General features: G+C 71.2%; 16 protein-coding genes and 1 tRNA gene. 16 read left to right on the top strand and 1 reads right to left on the bottom strand.

Going from position 1 to position 14,258, the window contains the following annotated elements; genetic code table 11:
- The first annotated feature begins 62 nt into the window (after positions 1-62).
- The 14 genes from ACIQFU_RS03740 to ACIQFU_RS03805 all read left to right on the top strand — a co-directional run bounded on the left by ACIQFU_RS03740 (position 63) and on the right by ACIQFU_RS03805 (position 12,996).
- On the top strand, positions 63-503 hold the full coding sequence (locus tag ACIQFU_RS03740) for an NADH-quinone oxidoreductase subunit A (protein WP_402548728.1): 441 nt from the start codon (positions 63-65) through the stop codon (positions 501-503).
- Positions 494-1,108 carry an NADH-quinone oxidoreductase subunit B gene (locus tag ACIQFU_RS03745; RefSeq protein ID WP_402548730.1) on the top strand — a complete coding sequence of 205 codons (615 nt, stop codon included), beginning with the start codon at positions 494-496 and terminating at the stop codon, positions 1,106-1,108. The genes ACIQFU_RS03740 and ACIQFU_RS03745 overlap by 10 nt, the downstream gene beginning before the upstream one ends.
- Positions 1,108-2,604, top strand: a complete 1,497-nt coding sequence (locus tag ACIQFU_RS03750; protein WP_402549242.1) for an NADH-quinone oxidoreductase subunit C — start codon at positions 1,108-1,110, stop codon at positions 2,602-2,604. The genes ACIQFU_RS03745 and ACIQFU_RS03750 overlap by 1 nt, the downstream gene beginning before the upstream one ends.
- Positions 2,601-3,569 (top strand): NADH-quinone oxidoreductase subunit H, encoded by a 969-nt coding sequence (locus ACIQFU_RS03755; RefSeq protein WP_402548731.1) that lies wholly within the window; start codon positions 2,601-2,603, stop codon positions 3,567-3,569. The genes ACIQFU_RS03750 and ACIQFU_RS03755 overlap by 4 nt, the downstream gene beginning before the upstream one ends.
- Entirely contained in the window at positions 3,569-4,156 is a 588-nt protein-coding gene (locus ACIQFU_RS03760) for a NuoI/complex I 23 kDa subunit family protein (RefSeq protein ID WP_402548733.1), read from the top strand. The genes ACIQFU_RS03755 and ACIQFU_RS03760 overlap by 1 nt, the downstream gene beginning before the upstream one ends.
- Complete coding sequence (locus ACIQFU_RS03765) at positions 4,153-4,761, top strand: NADH-quinone oxidoreductase subunit J (protein ID WP_402548735.1); 609 nt, start codon at positions 4,153-4,155, stop codon at positions 4,759-4,761. Before ACIQFU_RS03760 ends, ACIQFU_RS03765 begins: the two co-directional genes overlap by 4 nt.
- Positions 4,761-5,153: an NADH-quinone oxidoreductase subunit NuoK gene (nuoK, locus tag ACIQFU_RS03770; protein WP_164251126.1), complete on the top strand. Its 393-nt coding sequence runs from the start codon at positions 4,761-4,763 to the stop codon at positions 5,151-5,153. The genes ACIQFU_RS03765 and nuoK overlap by 1 nt, the downstream gene beginning before the upstream one ends.
- Positions 5,150-7,144: an NADH-quinone oxidoreductase subunit L gene (locus ACIQFU_RS03775; RefSeq protein WP_402548737.1), complete on the top strand. Its 1,995-nt coding sequence runs from the start codon at positions 5,150-5,152 to the stop codon at positions 7,142-7,144. Before nuoK ends, ACIQFU_RS03775 begins: the two co-directional genes overlap by 4 nt.
- Before the next feature lie 6 nt (positions 7,145-7,150).
- Positions 7,151-8,755 (top strand): NADH-quinone oxidoreductase subunit M, encoded by a 1,605-nt coding sequence (locus ACIQFU_RS03780; protein WP_402548739.1) that lies wholly within the window; start codon positions 7,151-7,153, stop codon positions 8,753-8,755.
- The gene (locus tag ACIQFU_RS03785) at positions 8,752-10,302 is read left to right on the top strand and encodes an NADH-quinone oxidoreductase subunit N (protein ID WP_402548740.1); all 1,551 of its coding nucleotides are present in this window, start codon (positions 8,752-8,754) and stop codon (positions 10,300-10,302) included. Before ACIQFU_RS03780 ends, ACIQFU_RS03785 begins: the two co-directional genes overlap by 4 nt.
- A gap of 260 nt (positions 10,303-10,562) precedes the next feature.
- Complete coding sequence (gene htpX / locus ACIQFU_RS03790; protein ID WP_356366366.1) at positions 10,563-11,426, top strand: zinc metalloprotease HtpX; 864 nt, start codon at positions 10,563-10,565, stop codon at positions 11,424-11,426.
- Entirely contained in the window at positions 11,423-11,836 is a 414-nt protein-coding gene (locus ACIQFU_RS03795; RefSeq protein WP_402548742.1) for a YccF domain-containing protein, read from the top strand. The genes htpX and ACIQFU_RS03795 overlap by 4 nt, the downstream gene beginning before the upstream one ends.
- A 97-nt stretch (positions 11,837-11,933) precedes the next feature.
- On the top strand, positions 11,934-12,503 hold the full coding sequence (locus ACIQFU_RS03800; protein ID WP_402548744.1) for an SMI1/KNR4 family protein: 570 nt from the start codon (positions 11,934-11,936) through the stop codon (positions 12,501-12,503).
- A 226-nt stretch (positions 12,504-12,729) separates the two neighbouring features.
- Positions 12,730-12,996: a GlsB/YeaQ/YmgE family stress response membrane protein gene (locus ACIQFU_RS03805; RefSeq protein WP_402548746.1), complete on the top strand. Its 267-nt coding sequence runs from the start codon at positions 12,730-12,732 to the stop codon at positions 12,994-12,996.
- Between the two features lie 111 nt (positions 12,997-13,107).
- On the opposite strand, the gene ACIQFU_RS03810 is transcribed toward ACIQFU_RS03805, so the two are convergent.
- The gene (locus tag ACIQFU_RS03810) at positions 13,108-13,596 is read right to left on the bottom strand and encodes a YajQ family cyclic di-GMP-binding protein (RefSeq protein WP_402548748.1); all 489 of its coding nucleotides are present in this window, start codon (positions 13,594-13,596) and stop codon (positions 13,108-13,110) included.
- A 222-nt stretch (positions 13,597-13,818) separates the two neighbouring features.
- Between ACIQFU_RS03810 and ACIQFU_RS03815 the strand changes: the two genes are divergently transcribed.
- Positions 13,819-13,900, top strand: a tRNA-Tyr gene (locus ACIQFU_RS03815).
- A 126-nt stretch (positions 13,901-14,026) separates the two neighbouring features.
- Positions 14,027-14,245, top strand: a complete 219-nt coding sequence (locus ACIQFU_RS03820; RefSeq protein ID WP_402548749.1) for a hypothetical protein — start codon at positions 14,027-14,029, stop codon at positions 14,243-14,245.
- The last annotated feature ends 13 nt before the right edge of the window (positions 14,246-14,258 follow it).

Consider the following 14,258-nt stretch of genomic DNA (forward strand, 5'->3'; position numbering starts at 1 on the left):
GATCGTCGGACGGCAGCGTTCATGACGGTCACGACGTTCACGACAGGGAGCGAGGGGCGCACGTGCCGGATCCGACCGTCGGCGACGCGACCGCCGGCGCCGTGACCAACGCCGACGCCACCGTCGGGCTCGCCGCGGACCACTTCCGGTCCTACTCGGTCGTCGGCCTGCTCGCCGTCGTGGGGGTGCTCTTCGTCGCCGTGGCCTTCGGCGCCGGCCGCCTGCTGCGACCGGTGGTCCCGACGCCCGAGAAGCTGCTCACGTACGAGTGCGGTGTGGACCCCGTCGGAGAAGGCTGGGCACACACCCAGGTCCGCTACTACGTGTACGCGTTCCTCTACGTCGTCTTCGCGGTCGACTCGATCTTCCTCTTCCCCTGGGCCACGGTCTTCGCGGACCCTGGTTACGGGGCCACGACCCTCGTGGAGATGTTCGTCTTCCTCGGCTTCCTGGCCGTGGGTCTGTTGTACGCATACAAGAAGGGCGTCCTGTCGTGGACGTGAACCCCGCCGAACCCGTCCCCGTGCCGCTGCCCGAGCCCAAGAGGCTGGGCACGCTCGCACGCCTCGCCCCGGAGCCGATGAAGGTCGTCCTGAACTGGGGCCGCCGCTACTCGCTCTGGGTCTTCAACTTCGGCCTCGCCTGCTGCGCGATCGAGTTCATCGCCGCGTCGATGGCCCGCCACGACTTCATCCGGCTCGGCGTCATCCCGTTCGCGCCGGGCCCCCGCCAGGCCGACCTTATGGTCGTCTCCGGCACGGTGACCGACAAGATGGCGCCGGCCGTCAAGCGCCTGTACGAGCAGATGCCCGAGCCGAAGTACGTCATCTCCTTCGGCGCCTGCTCCAACTGCGGCGGCCCCTACTGGGACTCCTACTCCGTGACGAAGGGCGTCGACCAGATCATCCCCGTCGACGTCTACGTTCCCGGCTGCCCGCCGCGCCCCGAGGCGCTGCTCCAGGGGATTCTCAAGCTCCAGGAGAAGATCGCGCGGGAGTCCCTGGGGGAGCGGTACGCCGCTTCGCCCCGGCCGTCGACGGCCGCGCTGCGAAGCGGCCTGGTACGCCCGCCCGCCCCCTCCTCCGGCTCCGGCGCGGAGGAGGAATGATGACCGCGGTCGGCTGGCTGCCCGCCGGTGCCGAGGAACTCTTCGGCACGGACGCCACGGCAGCGGAGTCGTACGACCTGCTGACCGTCGACGTGCCGCCCGCGTCGTGGATCACCGCCCTGGAGACGGCGCGTGACCGGCTCGGCTGCACGTACTTCGACTGGCTCAGCGCGGTCGACGAACCGGGCACCGGGTTCCGCGTCGCGGCACACGTCGCCCGGCTCGGGCCGTTGCGCCGGCTGCTGGTGCGTACGACGGTGCCGCACGAGGCCCCGGTCCTGCCCAGCGCCGTGGGGGTGTACGCGGGTGCGGCCTGGCACGAGCGCGAGACCCACGAGATGTTCGGTGTCGCCTTCGAGGACCACCCCGCCCTCGACCACCTGCTCCTGCCGGACGGCTTCGAGGGCCACCCGCTGCGGAAGGACTTCGTCCTCGCCGCACGCGTCGCCAAGGCCTGGCCCGGGGCCAAGGAGCCCGGCGAGTCCGAGCACGGCGGTCCCCGTCGGCGCCAGATGCTGCCGCCGGGCGTGCCCGACCCCAACGAGTGGGGCCCGCTGAAGGGCCAGCTGCCTCCTTCCCCGGCCCGCCCGGCACGAGGCGCGGGGCGTGCGGCGGGGGAGCGACCGGCCCGTGCGGCAGGCGAACGGCCCGCCCGGCGGACCCGTACGGCCGCCGAGGGCTCCGTCGGCCAGCAGACGGAGCCGTCCGGTACCGAGACGCCGGCCGCGCCGCGCCGTTCCCGTACGGCGGCCGAGGGTTCGGCCGGCCAGTCCTCCCCGGGCGGCGAGCCGACGGCCGCACCGGCCCCGCGGCGGTCACGCAGCGCGAGCCAGGGCTCCGCGTCCCAGCGGGCGGCCGGTCCTACGGAAGGTCCTGCCGCCGACCCCGCCGACCCCGCCGACCCCGTCGGCCCCAGCACCGGGCCCGCCGGCGACGCGGCCGCCGGACGGCGGGACGGCGCCGGTACCGCCGGCCCCCGGCGTGCCCGGAGTGCGTCGCAGGGCTCGGCGAGCCAGCGGGGAGACTCGGGCGCAGGGCAGCCGGACGACGCGGGGCCCGGCAGCGGCCCCCGAAGCGGTGACGGGACCGACACCGCCTCTTCGCCCTCCGAGGAACCGGCCCGGAAGCCGGCGCCCTTGACACCGCGCGGCTCGGACGCCCCGTGGCACCACGCCCGCCCGGCGTTCGACGAGCCCGACGCCACCGGGGGGCCGGGAGCGCCCAAGGAGTCACCGGGCGCTTCGGACGGGCCGGAGGACCCCGGCGGGCCGCACATCCCCGAGGATCCGGACGCTTCCGCAGGGCCGGGAAGCCCCGAGAAGCCTCACACCCGTGAGGAGCCCGACACCTCCGAGGGGCCGGACACCTCCGAGGAGCCCGATACCTCCGAGGAGCCGGACACCTCCAACGGGGCGGACACTTCCGAGGCGTCCGACATCGCCGACGACGCCGACGTCCCCCGGAATCCCCCCGACTCTCCAGGAGGCCCGCAGTGAACGACGCGCTCGACGTCACCCTGCGCCTCCTGATCGTCTTCGTCGTCTTCCTCGCCTTCCCGCTGATCGTCGGCCAGACCGAGCACAAGGTGATGGCCCACATGCAGGGCCGGCTCGGCCCGATGTACGCGGGTGGCTTCCACGGCTGGGCCCAGCTGGTCGCGGACGGCGTGAAGTTCGCGCAGAAGGAGGACGTGGTCCCCGCCGACGCGGACCGCCGCATCTTCCAGCTCGCCCCGGCGGTGGCCCTGCTGCCGTACCTCCTGGTCCTCCTGGCCATTCCCGTCGGGCCCGGAGGGGGCGCGGTCGGTCAGGTCGTCGACGCGGGCGTCTTCTTCGTCCTCGCCGTCATGGGCGTGGGCATCCTCGGGTCGCTCATGGCCGGCTGGTCGTCGGCCAACAAGTTCTCCCTCCTGGGCGGTCTGCGCACCGCAGCCCAGCTCCTGGCGTACGAACTCCCGATGCTGCTGACCGCCGCCTCCGTGGCGATGGCGGCCGGCACGGTTTCGCTCGTCGGCATCCTCGACGCCTTCGAGTGGTGGTGGCTGCCCTGGCAGATCGTCGGCGCGATCGTCTTCTTCGTGGCCGGGCTGGCGGAACTGCAGCGGCCCCCGTTCGACATGCCGGTCGCCGACTCGGAGATCATCTTCGGCGCCTACACCGAGTACACCGGCCTGCGCTTCGCCCTGTTCCTCCTCGCCGAGTACGCCGGAATCGTCGTCCTGTGCGGTTTGACCACCGTCCTCTTCCTGGGCGGCTGGCACGGTCCCTGGGGCGCGGACGGCCTCGGCTGGGTGTGGACCCTGCTGAAGGCGGCCGTCCTCGCCTTCGTCGTGATCTGGCTGCGCGTGACCTACCCGCGCCTGCGCGAGGACCAGCTCCAGAGACTGTCCTGGACCCTCCTCGTCCCCCTTTCCCTCGCTCAGATCGCCCTCACCGGCATCGTCAAGGTGGTGATCGCGTAATGGCCCCCGTCCCCGGCAGCGGCCTGGCCAAGGGTCTGGCCGTCACCCTGCGCACGATGACGAAGAAGACCGTCACCGAGCAGTACCCGGACGCCCAGCCGGAGCTGCCGCCCCGGACCCGCGGCGTGATCGGCCTGTTCGAGGAGAACTGCACGGTCTGCATGCTGTGCGCCCGCGAGTGCCCCGACTGGTGCATCTACATCGACTCCCACAAGGAGACGGTTCCGGCGGCCACCCCCGGCGGACGCGACCGCAGCCGCAACGTCCTCGACCGTTTCGCCATCGACTTCGCGCTGTGCATGTACTGCGGTATCTGCATCGAGGTCTGTCCTTTCGACGCCCTGTTCTGGTCCCCGGAGTTCGAGTACGCCGAGACCGACATCCGCGACCTCACCCACGAGCGCGACAAGCTCCGCGAGTGGATGTGGACCGTGCCGGCCCCGCCCGCCCTTGACCCCGGCGCGGAGGAGCCCAAGGAACTCGCCGCCGCCCGCAAGACCGCCGACAAGCTGGCCGCGCAGCAGCAGCCGGACCAGCCGGACCGGCCGGGGCGGTCGGACCGGCCCGGGCAGGAGGACCGGACATGACCCTTGCCGCCGCATCCCACGGATTCCTCTCCCCGACCGGTGTCGAGATCGCCTTCCTCCTCGTCGGCCTGGTCACCTTCGGGGCCGCCGTCGTCACCGTGACCACCCGTCAGCTCGTTCACGCCGCGCTCTGGCTGGTGGTGGCCCTCGGCGGACTGGCCGTCGAATACCTGTTGCTCACCGCCGAGTTCATCGCCTGGGTCCAGGTCCTCATCTACGTCGGTGCCGTCGTCGTCCTCATCCTGTTCGGGCTGATGCTCACCAGGGCGCCCATCGGCCGGTCCCCGGACGCCGACTCCGGCAACCGCTGGGCCGCCCTCAGCGTGGCCGTGGCCTCCGCGGCGGCGCTGGTGTGGGTCGTCGTCGACGCCTTCCGCACCACCTGGATCGACCTGGACGGCCCGGCCGCCGGCTCCACCGCCGTCACCGGGGCGAGCCTCTTCCAGAACTGGGTCCTCCCCTTCGAGGCCCTCTCCGTCCTCCTCCTCGCCGCCCTGGTCGGCGCCATCGTCCTGTCCCGCAGGGCCAAGGCGGCCCGCGCGAGTGAAGCGTCCCGTGCGGGGTCGTCCCCGTCCGGTACCTCCCGGACGGGTGGTGTGCGCTGATGCACCTCGCCTATCCCGCCGTCCTCTCCGCCCTCCTCTTCTGCACGGGCCTCTACGGCGTCCTCGCCCGCCGCAACGCGATCCTGGTCCTGATGTCGGTCGAGCTGATGCTCAACGCCGTCAACCTCAACCTCGTCGCCTTCGACGTCTGGCTCAGCAAGGCCGCCGAAGAGACCCTGCACTCCGGACAGGCACTGACGCTGTTCACCATCGCCATCGCGGCCGCCGAGATCGGCATCGGCCTGGCGATCGTCCTCGCCGTCCACCGCAACCGCGGAACCTCGGACATCGACCGGCTCCGCGACACCGCCGAGGGCCACGAGCCGGACGGCCCCGACACCGACACCCCCGCGACCGGGACGGCCGCCGAGAAGGCTGAGGCCACCGCGTGACCACGACCACCCTCGCCGTACTCGTCCCCCTCCTTCCCTTCCTCGGGGCAGCCGCCGGTCTCCTGCTGGGCCGGTCGGCGCCCGGGTTCGTCCGTCCCCTCGCCGTCCTGCCGACGCTGGCGGCCCTCGTCCTCGCCGTGCTCGTCGCGGTCCGGCAGGGCGGCGGCCGGGCCGTCGACGCCGTCACGGAGCTGACGCCCACCGGTTCGGTCCCCGTCGAACTCGCCCTGCACATCGACGGCTTCGCCGCCCTCGTCGCCGTCCTGGTCGGCACCGTCGCCGCCTGCGTGCAGATCTACTCGACGGACTACCTGCGCGACGACCCGCGCTACGCCTCGTACGCCGCCCTCGTCTCCCTGTTCACCTCCGCCATGTTCCTCGTCGTCTACTCCGGCGACCTGATGGTGCTGCTGGTCGGCTGGGAAGTCATGGGCATCTGCTCGTACTTCCTGGTCGGCCACTACTGGGAGACCCCGGAGGCGCGTGCCGCCTCCCTCAAGGCCTTCCTGGTCACCAAGCTCGGCGACGTCCCCTTCCTGATCGGTCTGCTGGCGCTGGCCACCGAAGCCGGCTCCTTCCGCATCACCGAGATCCTCGGCGCGGTGGCCGACGGATCACTCGACCACCCGACGCTGATCGCCCTGCTCCTCCTGGCCGGTGTGGCGGGCAAGTCGGCGCAGTTCCCGCTGCACACCTGGCTCCCCGACGCGATGGCGGGCCCGACACCCGTCTCGGCGCTGATCCACGCCGCGACGATGGTCGCCGCCGGCGTGTACTTCGTCGCCCGGCTCCTTCCGCTCTTCGAGGCCTCGCGGGCCGCGATGGTCGTCCTCGCCGTCATGGCCGCCGTCACGATGGTCGGCTCCGCCCTCGCCGCCCTCGCCCAGGACGACATCAAACGCGTCCTGGCCTACTCGACGATCGGACAGCTCGGGTACATGACCGGCGCCCTCGCCACGGGCGACCGGGGTGCCGCCGTCTTCCACCTCCTGTCCCACGGCGCCTTCAAGGCGCTCCTGTTCCTCGCCGCCGGCGTGATCATCCACGCCGCCGGCACCAACTCGCTGGCCGCCATGTCCCGCATGCGGGGCCTGCGCGACCGCGTCCCGGACGCCTACTGGACGACGACCGTGGCACTGCTCGCGCTCGCCGCGATCCCGCCGTTCAGCGGCTTCTTCTCCAAGGAGTCCGTCCTGGGCGCCGCGGAGCACGTGGCCACCGGCCACACCGAGCACGCACCGGGCGCCGCTGGCTGGACCGTGCTCGTCGCCGGCCTGGTCACGGCCCTGCTCACCGCCGCCTACGCCACCCGCCTGTGGCTGCTGGCCTTCAACGGACGAGGCACCGAGGCCCCCGACCACGGCAGGCAGCCGGTGGTCATGAACGCCGTGCTCTGGGTGCTCGCCCTCCCCTCACTCGCGCTGGGCGGGCTCACCTTCCGGCTGCTGCCCGACTGGTTCGACGGCCACGACCTCACCCCGACCCTGACCACCTCCGTGCTCGGCACGGGAGTGGCCCTGGTGGGCGGCATCGTCACCTACGCCGCCTGGCGGCACACCACGGCCCTCGCGGGCCGCACTCCGCTGGGCGCGGTCGCGGCCCACCCCGAGGGCGACGCCGCCCTCGTGGAGGCCGAGGCCATCGCCAGCCACCGGCCCGCCTACGGAGACCTCGCCTCCGCGCCCGACCCGTCCGATCCGGGACGTCTCCTGCTGGGCCCGGTGCACCGGCACGCGGCCGTCGGCTTCCACCTGGACGCGGTGTACACGGCCCTCTTCGTCCGTCCGGTCCGGGCCGGAGCGAGCCTCGTCCGGTTCCTCGACCGCGAGGTCGTCGACACCTACGTACGCGCGGCGGGTGCGTTGCCCCGCTTGCTCGGGGCCGCCGTACGACGTGCCCAGACCGGCAATGTGCAGACCTATGTGAGCGCGCTGCTCGCCGGCACCGTCCTCCTCGCGGTCGCCGCCGTCCTCGTCGCCACGGGAGCGTGAGCAGGCGTGATCGATATCAACGAGTCCGTGATGCAGGTCCTTCTCGCGTTCCTCGTCGTCGGCCCGCTTCTCGGCGCCGCCGCGGCTCTGCTCCCTGCCCCGCCCGGGCTGAAGGGGAAGTCGCCCGACCAGGCCGTGCTCCGGCACGGTGTCACCGTCACCGGCGCCGTCCTCGTAGCGGCGATCGTCCTCGTGCTCGGCTTCGACCACGACCATCCGTCGAAGATGCAGGCCAGCACGGACATCAGCTGGATCCCCGCACTCGACGTACGCATCCACCTCGGCATCGACGGCATCTCCCTCCCCCTGCTCGTCCTGACCGCGCTGCTGACCTTCCTCTGCGCGCTCTACTCGTACTTCAAGCAGCGACACGAACGGCTGACGCCGCGGGCTTCGGGCCCGAGCCCGAAGGCGTTCGTCGCGCTGCTGCTCGTCCTGGAGTCCGGCACCCTCGCGACCTTCGCCGTCCTCGATCTGGTCCTGTTCTTCCTCGCCTTCGAGATGGTCCTCATCCCGATGTACTTCCTCATCGCCCGCTGGGGCGGCGAGGGACGGGCCGGGGCCGCCTGGAAGTTCATCCTCTTCACGCTCCTCGGCTCCGTCGTCATGCTGCTCGGCCTGCTCCTGATCGGACTCACGGCGGGCACATTCGACATGGTGGCACTCGCCACTGACAACGGCCGGTCGCTGACCACATCCGTGCAGGTCATCGCCGTTCTGGCGATCGGGATCGGGCTCGCCGTCAAGACCCCGATGTGGCCACTGCACAGCTGGCTGCCGGACGCCCACACCGCCGCGCCGACCGTGGGCTCGGTCCTGCTGGCCGGCGTCCTGCTGAAGATGGGCACGTACGGGTTCGTCCGCATCCTGCTGCCGGTGGCGCCGGACGGCTTCCGCACCTTCGCGCCCTACCTCGCCGCCTTCGCCGTGGTCGGCATCATCTACGGCTCCCTGGCCTGCCTGGCCCTCGCGAGAAGGGGCGCGAAGGGCGACCTCAAGCGCCTCATCGCCTACTCCTCCGTCGGCCACATGGGCTTCGTTCTGCTGGGTGTCGCGACCATGACCCCGACCGGCGTGAACGGCGCGCTCTTCGCCAACATCGCCCACGGCCTGATCACCGGCCTGCTCTTCTTCGTCGTCGGCGCGCTCAAGGACCGCACCGGAACCACCGACCTCGACACCCTCGCCGAGGAGTCCGGGCACGCCCTCTACGGCAAGGCGCCGCGCCTCGGCGGACTGCTGGCCTTCGCCGCGGTCGCGTCGCTGGGCCTGCCGGGCCTGGCCGGGTTCTGGGGCGAGATGCTCGCCCTGTTCGGCGCCTTCGACCCGCACGACGACCTCAGCCGCCCCGCCTTCCTCACCTTCATGTCGATCGCCGCCTTCGGCACCCTGCTGACCGCCGCGTACATGCTGATCGTGGTCCGCCGCGTCTGCATGGGCGCCGTACCGCAGGAGGCGCCGCAGCCGCGGATCGCCGACGTGCGCACGTACGAGTTCGCCGCCTGGGCACCGCTCGTCGCCCTCACCGTCGTCGCCGGACTGTGGCCCAGGACCCTCCTCGGGCTGACCGACCCGGCCGTGCAGCAGCTCCTCTCAGGAGGCACCCGATGAGCTTGTCGGCCCAGCCCTTCGCCGACGCGGCCCTGGCGCAGCCGCTGGCCGAGAACCTCGTCCAGTCCGTCGACTGGCCGGCCATCGCGCCGCCCACCATCACGGCGGTCGTCGGGCTCGTCGTCCTCGTCACCGACCTGTTCGTCAAGGACGCCCGCAAGTCCCTGCTCGGCTGGATCGCGGTCGCCGGACTCGCCGCCTCCGCCCTCACGCTGCTGCCCCTGGTGAACGACGACCGCTCGACGTTCTGCCAGAACGGCGAACCCGGCGTCTGCAGCTACACCGCGGACACCTTCACCCTCGCCATCCAGTTCCTGGTCCTCGGCGGCGCCCTGCTGACCGCCCTCCTGTCGGTCACCGCCGTGAAGGACGCCGACCGGGGACTGCCCGAGGGCGAGTTCTGGTTCCTGCTGCTCTCCTCCGCGGCCGGCGCCGCCCTCCTGCCCGCCTCCCGCGACCTCGCGACGCTGATCGTCGCCCTGGAGGTCGCCTCCCTGCCCGCCTTCGCCCTCGTCGGTCTCCGGCAGGGCGACCGCAGGTCCTCCGAAGCGGCCCTGAAGTTCTTCCTGTCCTCGGTCACCGCGACCGCGGTCAGCCTCATGGGCATCAGCTTCGTCTACGCCACCACCGGCACCCTCTACCTCACCCAGGTGGCCGAGCGCATCCAGCACGTCGACGGGCAGTTCACCACCCTCGCCCAGACCGGCGTCGTCCTCACCCTCGTCGGCTTCGCCTTCAAGACGGCCGCGGTGCCCTTCCACTTCTGGGTGCCCGACACCTACGTGGGTGCGCCCCTGCCGATCGCGGCCTACCTGTCCGTGGTGGGCAAGGCGGTCGGCTTCGGCGGCCTCATCCTCGTCACGGTCGTCGCCCTGCCGTCCTACGCCGACGTCTGGGGCCCCGCCCTCGCGGCGCTCGCCGCGCTCACCATGACCGTCGGCAACGTCGGAGCGCTCCGGCAGCAGGCCACGCGCGCGTACAGCGCGGTACGTCTGCTCGCCTGGTCGTCCGTCGGACAGGCCGGCTATCTCCTGGTGCCGATCGCCGCCGCCGCGTACTCCGACGACCCCGAACGCGCGATCGGCTCCACCGTCGCCTACGCGCTCATGTACGCCGCGGTGAACCTCGGCGCCTTCGCGGTGGCCGCGCTCGTGGGCCGCACGAGGTCCCTGAACCGCGTGGCGGACTACCGCGGTCTGTACTCCTCCAACCCGCTCACCGCCCTGGTCCTGGCGTTCTTCCTGCTCTGCCTCGCCGGGCTGCCGCCCGGCATCATCGGCCTGTTCGCCAAGGTCACGGTGTTCTCCGCGGCCGTCGACGCCGGACTCGGCTGGCTGGCCGTCGTCATGGCCGTCAACGTCGTGATCGCGCTCTTCTACTACCTCCAATGGACGGCTCTGCTGTTCCGGGACCCCGAGGACGCGCCCGCCGGCCACCGCGCCCCCGCCCCCCTCACGGCCGCGATCGCCGTGACCGCGGTCCTCGCCGTCGCCCTCTCCGGAGCACCCCAGCTGATCCTGCGTTTCGCCGACACCGGGCTCTTCTGAGCGCAGCCCCGAGGCACGGGCGCGTGCGGCACCCGGCCTCCACGCGCGTGTGCCCCCCACCACGGCGGTCACCCGTACGGACCACACACGTCGCGCCGGGCACCGGGGAACTGGTGGCCTTCGCCTGGCGTTGACCAGTACGGAAGGGTCCACTGGACGTGTCACCACGGCACCGGTGGCATCGGAGACCAGGAAGCAACCACAGCGAGCGAGACCAGCAAGCAAAGGGTTCCCCTGCTGCACCACTTGGAGGGCGTACCGTGCACCGCCGGCACAACGGGCTCAGGACCGCAGTACTCCTCGGGGGACTGTCCGCGCTCATCATCGTCATCGGCAGCTTCTTCGGCCGAGCGGGGCTCGTCGTCGCCGTCCTCGTCGCCCTGGGCACCAACGCGTACGCGTACTGGAACAGCGACAAACTCGCCCTCCGCGCGATGCGCGCCCGGCCGGTCAGCGAGTTCGAGGCCCCGGCGCTGTACCGCATGGTCCGCGAGCTCTCCACCCAGGCCCGCCAGCCGATGCCCCGCCTGTACATCTCACCGACGGAGGCACCGAACGCCTTCGCGACCGGCCGCAATCCGCGCAACGCGGCCGTGTGCTGCACCGAGGGCATCATGCGCCTGCTCGACGAGCGCGAACTCCGGGGCGTCATCGGGCACGAACTCAGCCACGTCTACAACCGCGACATCCTGATCTCCTCCGTCGCCGGAGCCCTCGCCTCCGTGATCATGTTCCTCGTCAACTTCGCCTGGCTGATCCCCGTCGGCCGGTCCAACGACGACGACGGACCCGGTCTGCTGGGCATGCTCCTCATCATGCTGCTCGGACCACTCGCCGCCACCGTCATCCAACTGGCCATCAGCCGCTCGCGGGAGTACGAGGCCGACGCCTCCGGCGCCCAGCTGACCGGCGACCCGCTCGCCCTGGCCGGCGCCCTGCGCAAACTGGAACTCGGCACCAAGCAGCTCCCGCTCCCCCCGGAGCCCCGTCTCGAGACCGCCGGCCACATGATGATCGCCAACCCCTTCCGCCCGGGGCAGGGACTGTCGAAGATGTTCTCCACCCACCCGCCGATGGCGGAGCGAATCGCCCGACTCGAAAAGATGGCAGGTCGTCAGCAGTGAAGACCATCCTCAACGTCATTTGGCTCGTACTCAGCGGCTTCTGGCTGTTCCTCGGCTACCTGTTCGCGGGCGCGCTGCTCTGCATCACGGTCATCGGAATCCCCTTCGGCATCGCGGCGTTCCGTATCGGTGTCTACGCCCTGTGGCCCTTCGGGTACACGACGGTCGAGCGCCGCGACGCCGGGGCACCCTCCTGCATCGGAAACGTGCTGTGGCTCGTCCTCGCGGGCTGGTGGCTGGCCCTCGGCCACATCGTCACCGGCATCGCGCTGTGCGTCACGGTCATCGGCATCCCGCTCGGCATCGCCAACTTCAAGCTGATCCCGGTCTCCCTGCTCCCGCTGGGACGCGAGATCGTGCGCACGGACCAGCCCTTCACGGCGGGAACGACACAGCGGACCGGCTGGTAAGGACCGCAAAGGGCTCCGCGGCAGCCCAGGTTGTCCACAACATCCGGGTTGTCCACAGACCCGCCCCGATGTCGGTGGCGGCCCGCATCATGAACCCATGACCGAGATCGAGCAGTTGCTGCACCGGGTGGCCGCCAAGGCGCGGAAGGCTCCCCCGTGGGGCTGGGCCTCCCTTCCCGCCCCCGTGGACGGGGCGGCACCGGCCCGCGCCGAGGCCGCTCTGGGCTTTCCTCTCCCCGCACTGCTCGCCGAGCTGTACCTGCGTATAGGGGACGGCGGATTCGGCCCGGAATACGGTCTGCTGCCCCTGCTCGACAGCCCGCCCTCGGGAGAGCCCGCCGCCGTCGCCCAGTACCTCGCCAACCGCGAGAGCGGCGCGAAGGACCCCGACTGGCCCTGGCCCGAGGGCGTCCTGCCGATATCCCACTGGGGCTGCGCGATGTACGCGTGCGTCGACTGCCGCTCCCCGCAGGCCACGGTGCTCCTCTTCGAGCCCAACGCCGGCGACGCCGACCACGCCTGGTACGTCGACGCCCCGAGCCTCACCGACTGGCTGCGCACCTGGGTCGACGGCACGGGCTGGTACGAGGAGACCAACGAGGGTCCGGAACCGACCCCGTGGACCGACTTCCCCATACGTACCGGGAGAGGGCCCGGTACCCGGTAGCCGTTCGCCTGCCGCGGCACCTGCTGCCCCGCACCGACGACGACCGAGCTCACCGGCAGCGAGAAAGCGGGCACCGCACACCCGGCCCGGCCGCACCGTGCTGGTCAACGCAACCATCGAGTGCGGTCGCAACGTCCTGTTCGCCGAGAGGACATGAACATCGCGGAGGGCCGAGCTCACAGCACTGCCACAGTGTGGGCGCGGCAAGAAAGGGCAGGGTCACGGCATGACCGTCATCAGCTGGATCATCCTCGGACTGCTGGCCGGAGCCATCGCCAAGTTCCTGCTGCCGGGCCGCGACCCCGGAGGGTTCATCGGCACCACCCTCATCGGCATCGCGGGCGCGTTCATCGGCGGCTGGATATCGGCCCGCTGGCTGGACCACCCGATCAGCAAGGACTTCTACGACGGCGCGACCTGGGCCGCGGCGATCGGCGGTTCACTGGTGCTCCTGGTCGCCTACCGGCTCCTGTTCGGCAACTCGCGGAACTGAACACGCGCGGACCGGACGAGGCAGGACGGGAAGGGGTGGGCACCGCCGGGTGCCCACCCCTTCCCGTCGTCGGAGGCATGCTTTCCTCCCCCGCGTAGCCGGCTCAGCAGATCACCGGTAGTTCACGAACTGCAGCGCGAAGTCGAAGTCCCGGCCCTTCACCAGGGCGATCACGGTCTGCAGATCGTCCCGGCTCTTCGAGGAGACCCGCAGCTCCTCGCCCTGCACCTGGGCCTTCACGCCCTTGGGGCCCTCGTCGCGGATGAGCTTGGCCACCTTCTTCGCGTTCTCCTGGGAGATGCCCTCCTCGATCGACGCGAAGATCTTGTACTCCTTGCCGGAGAGCTGGGGCTCGCCCGCGTCCAGAGCCTTGAGCGAGATGCCGCGCTTGATCAGCTTGGACTGGAAGACGTCGAGGATCGCGTTCACCCGGTCCTCGGAGTTGGCCTCCATGAGGATCTTCTCCCCGGACCACGAGATCGAGGCCCCCACGCCCTTGAAGTCGTAGCGCTGCGAGATCTCCTTGGCGGCCTGGTTGAGGGCGTTGTCGACCTCCTGCCGCTCGACCTTCGAGACGATGTCGAAACTGGAGTCGGCCATGTCCTGTGGCTCCTTGTATTGGGTGCGTATCGGGTCCGTACCGGCATATGTCGACGGCCGCCGGTCCCGGCAGGGTCCTCGGCCGCATCCGGACAAGCCTAGCCACCCGCCGCGTCCCGAGCGGCGATCAATCGGGTGGCGAAGCACCCCTCCGCATCAGGTATTGTTTACGTCGTTGCCACGGAGCACCGCCCAAAAGCGGTTCGCCGGGCAGCGAACCCCGGCGGTGTGCCCGAGCGGCCAAAGGGAGCAGACTGTAAATCTGCCGGCTCAGCCTTCCCAGGTTCGAATCCTGGCGCCGCCACACGGGAACGAAAGGGCCCCGTGACCTGCATGAACAGCAGGTCGCGGGGCCCTTCGTCATGTGCGGGTACGGACATGCGGCCCGTGGGGCGGCTCTGGGATCGCGGCCGGCGGGCAGACTGGGGCCATGGCCCCGTCCTCCCGTCGCAGAACCTGCCCCGAGTGCCGTCGCGAGATCGCCGTGGTCGCGGGGCGGTACGCGCGCCACGACCCGCCCGGCGCGCGGGAGAGCGGTGAGCTCGTGTCCTGTCCCGGTTCGCGCCGGTCGGCACAACTCGGGGCGGCGCAGCCGTCCTTGGACGGGTACGTCGTCCCCGAATTCCCCGGACAGCTGCCCCTCTTCTGACCGCTGGGTCGCC

Origin of the sequence: Streptomyces sp. NPDC093065, from assembly GCF_044754585.1 — a bacterium.
In the GTDB taxonomy this organism is placed as follows: Bacteria; Actinomycetota; Actinomycetes; order Streptomycetales; family Streptomycetaceae; genus Streptomyces.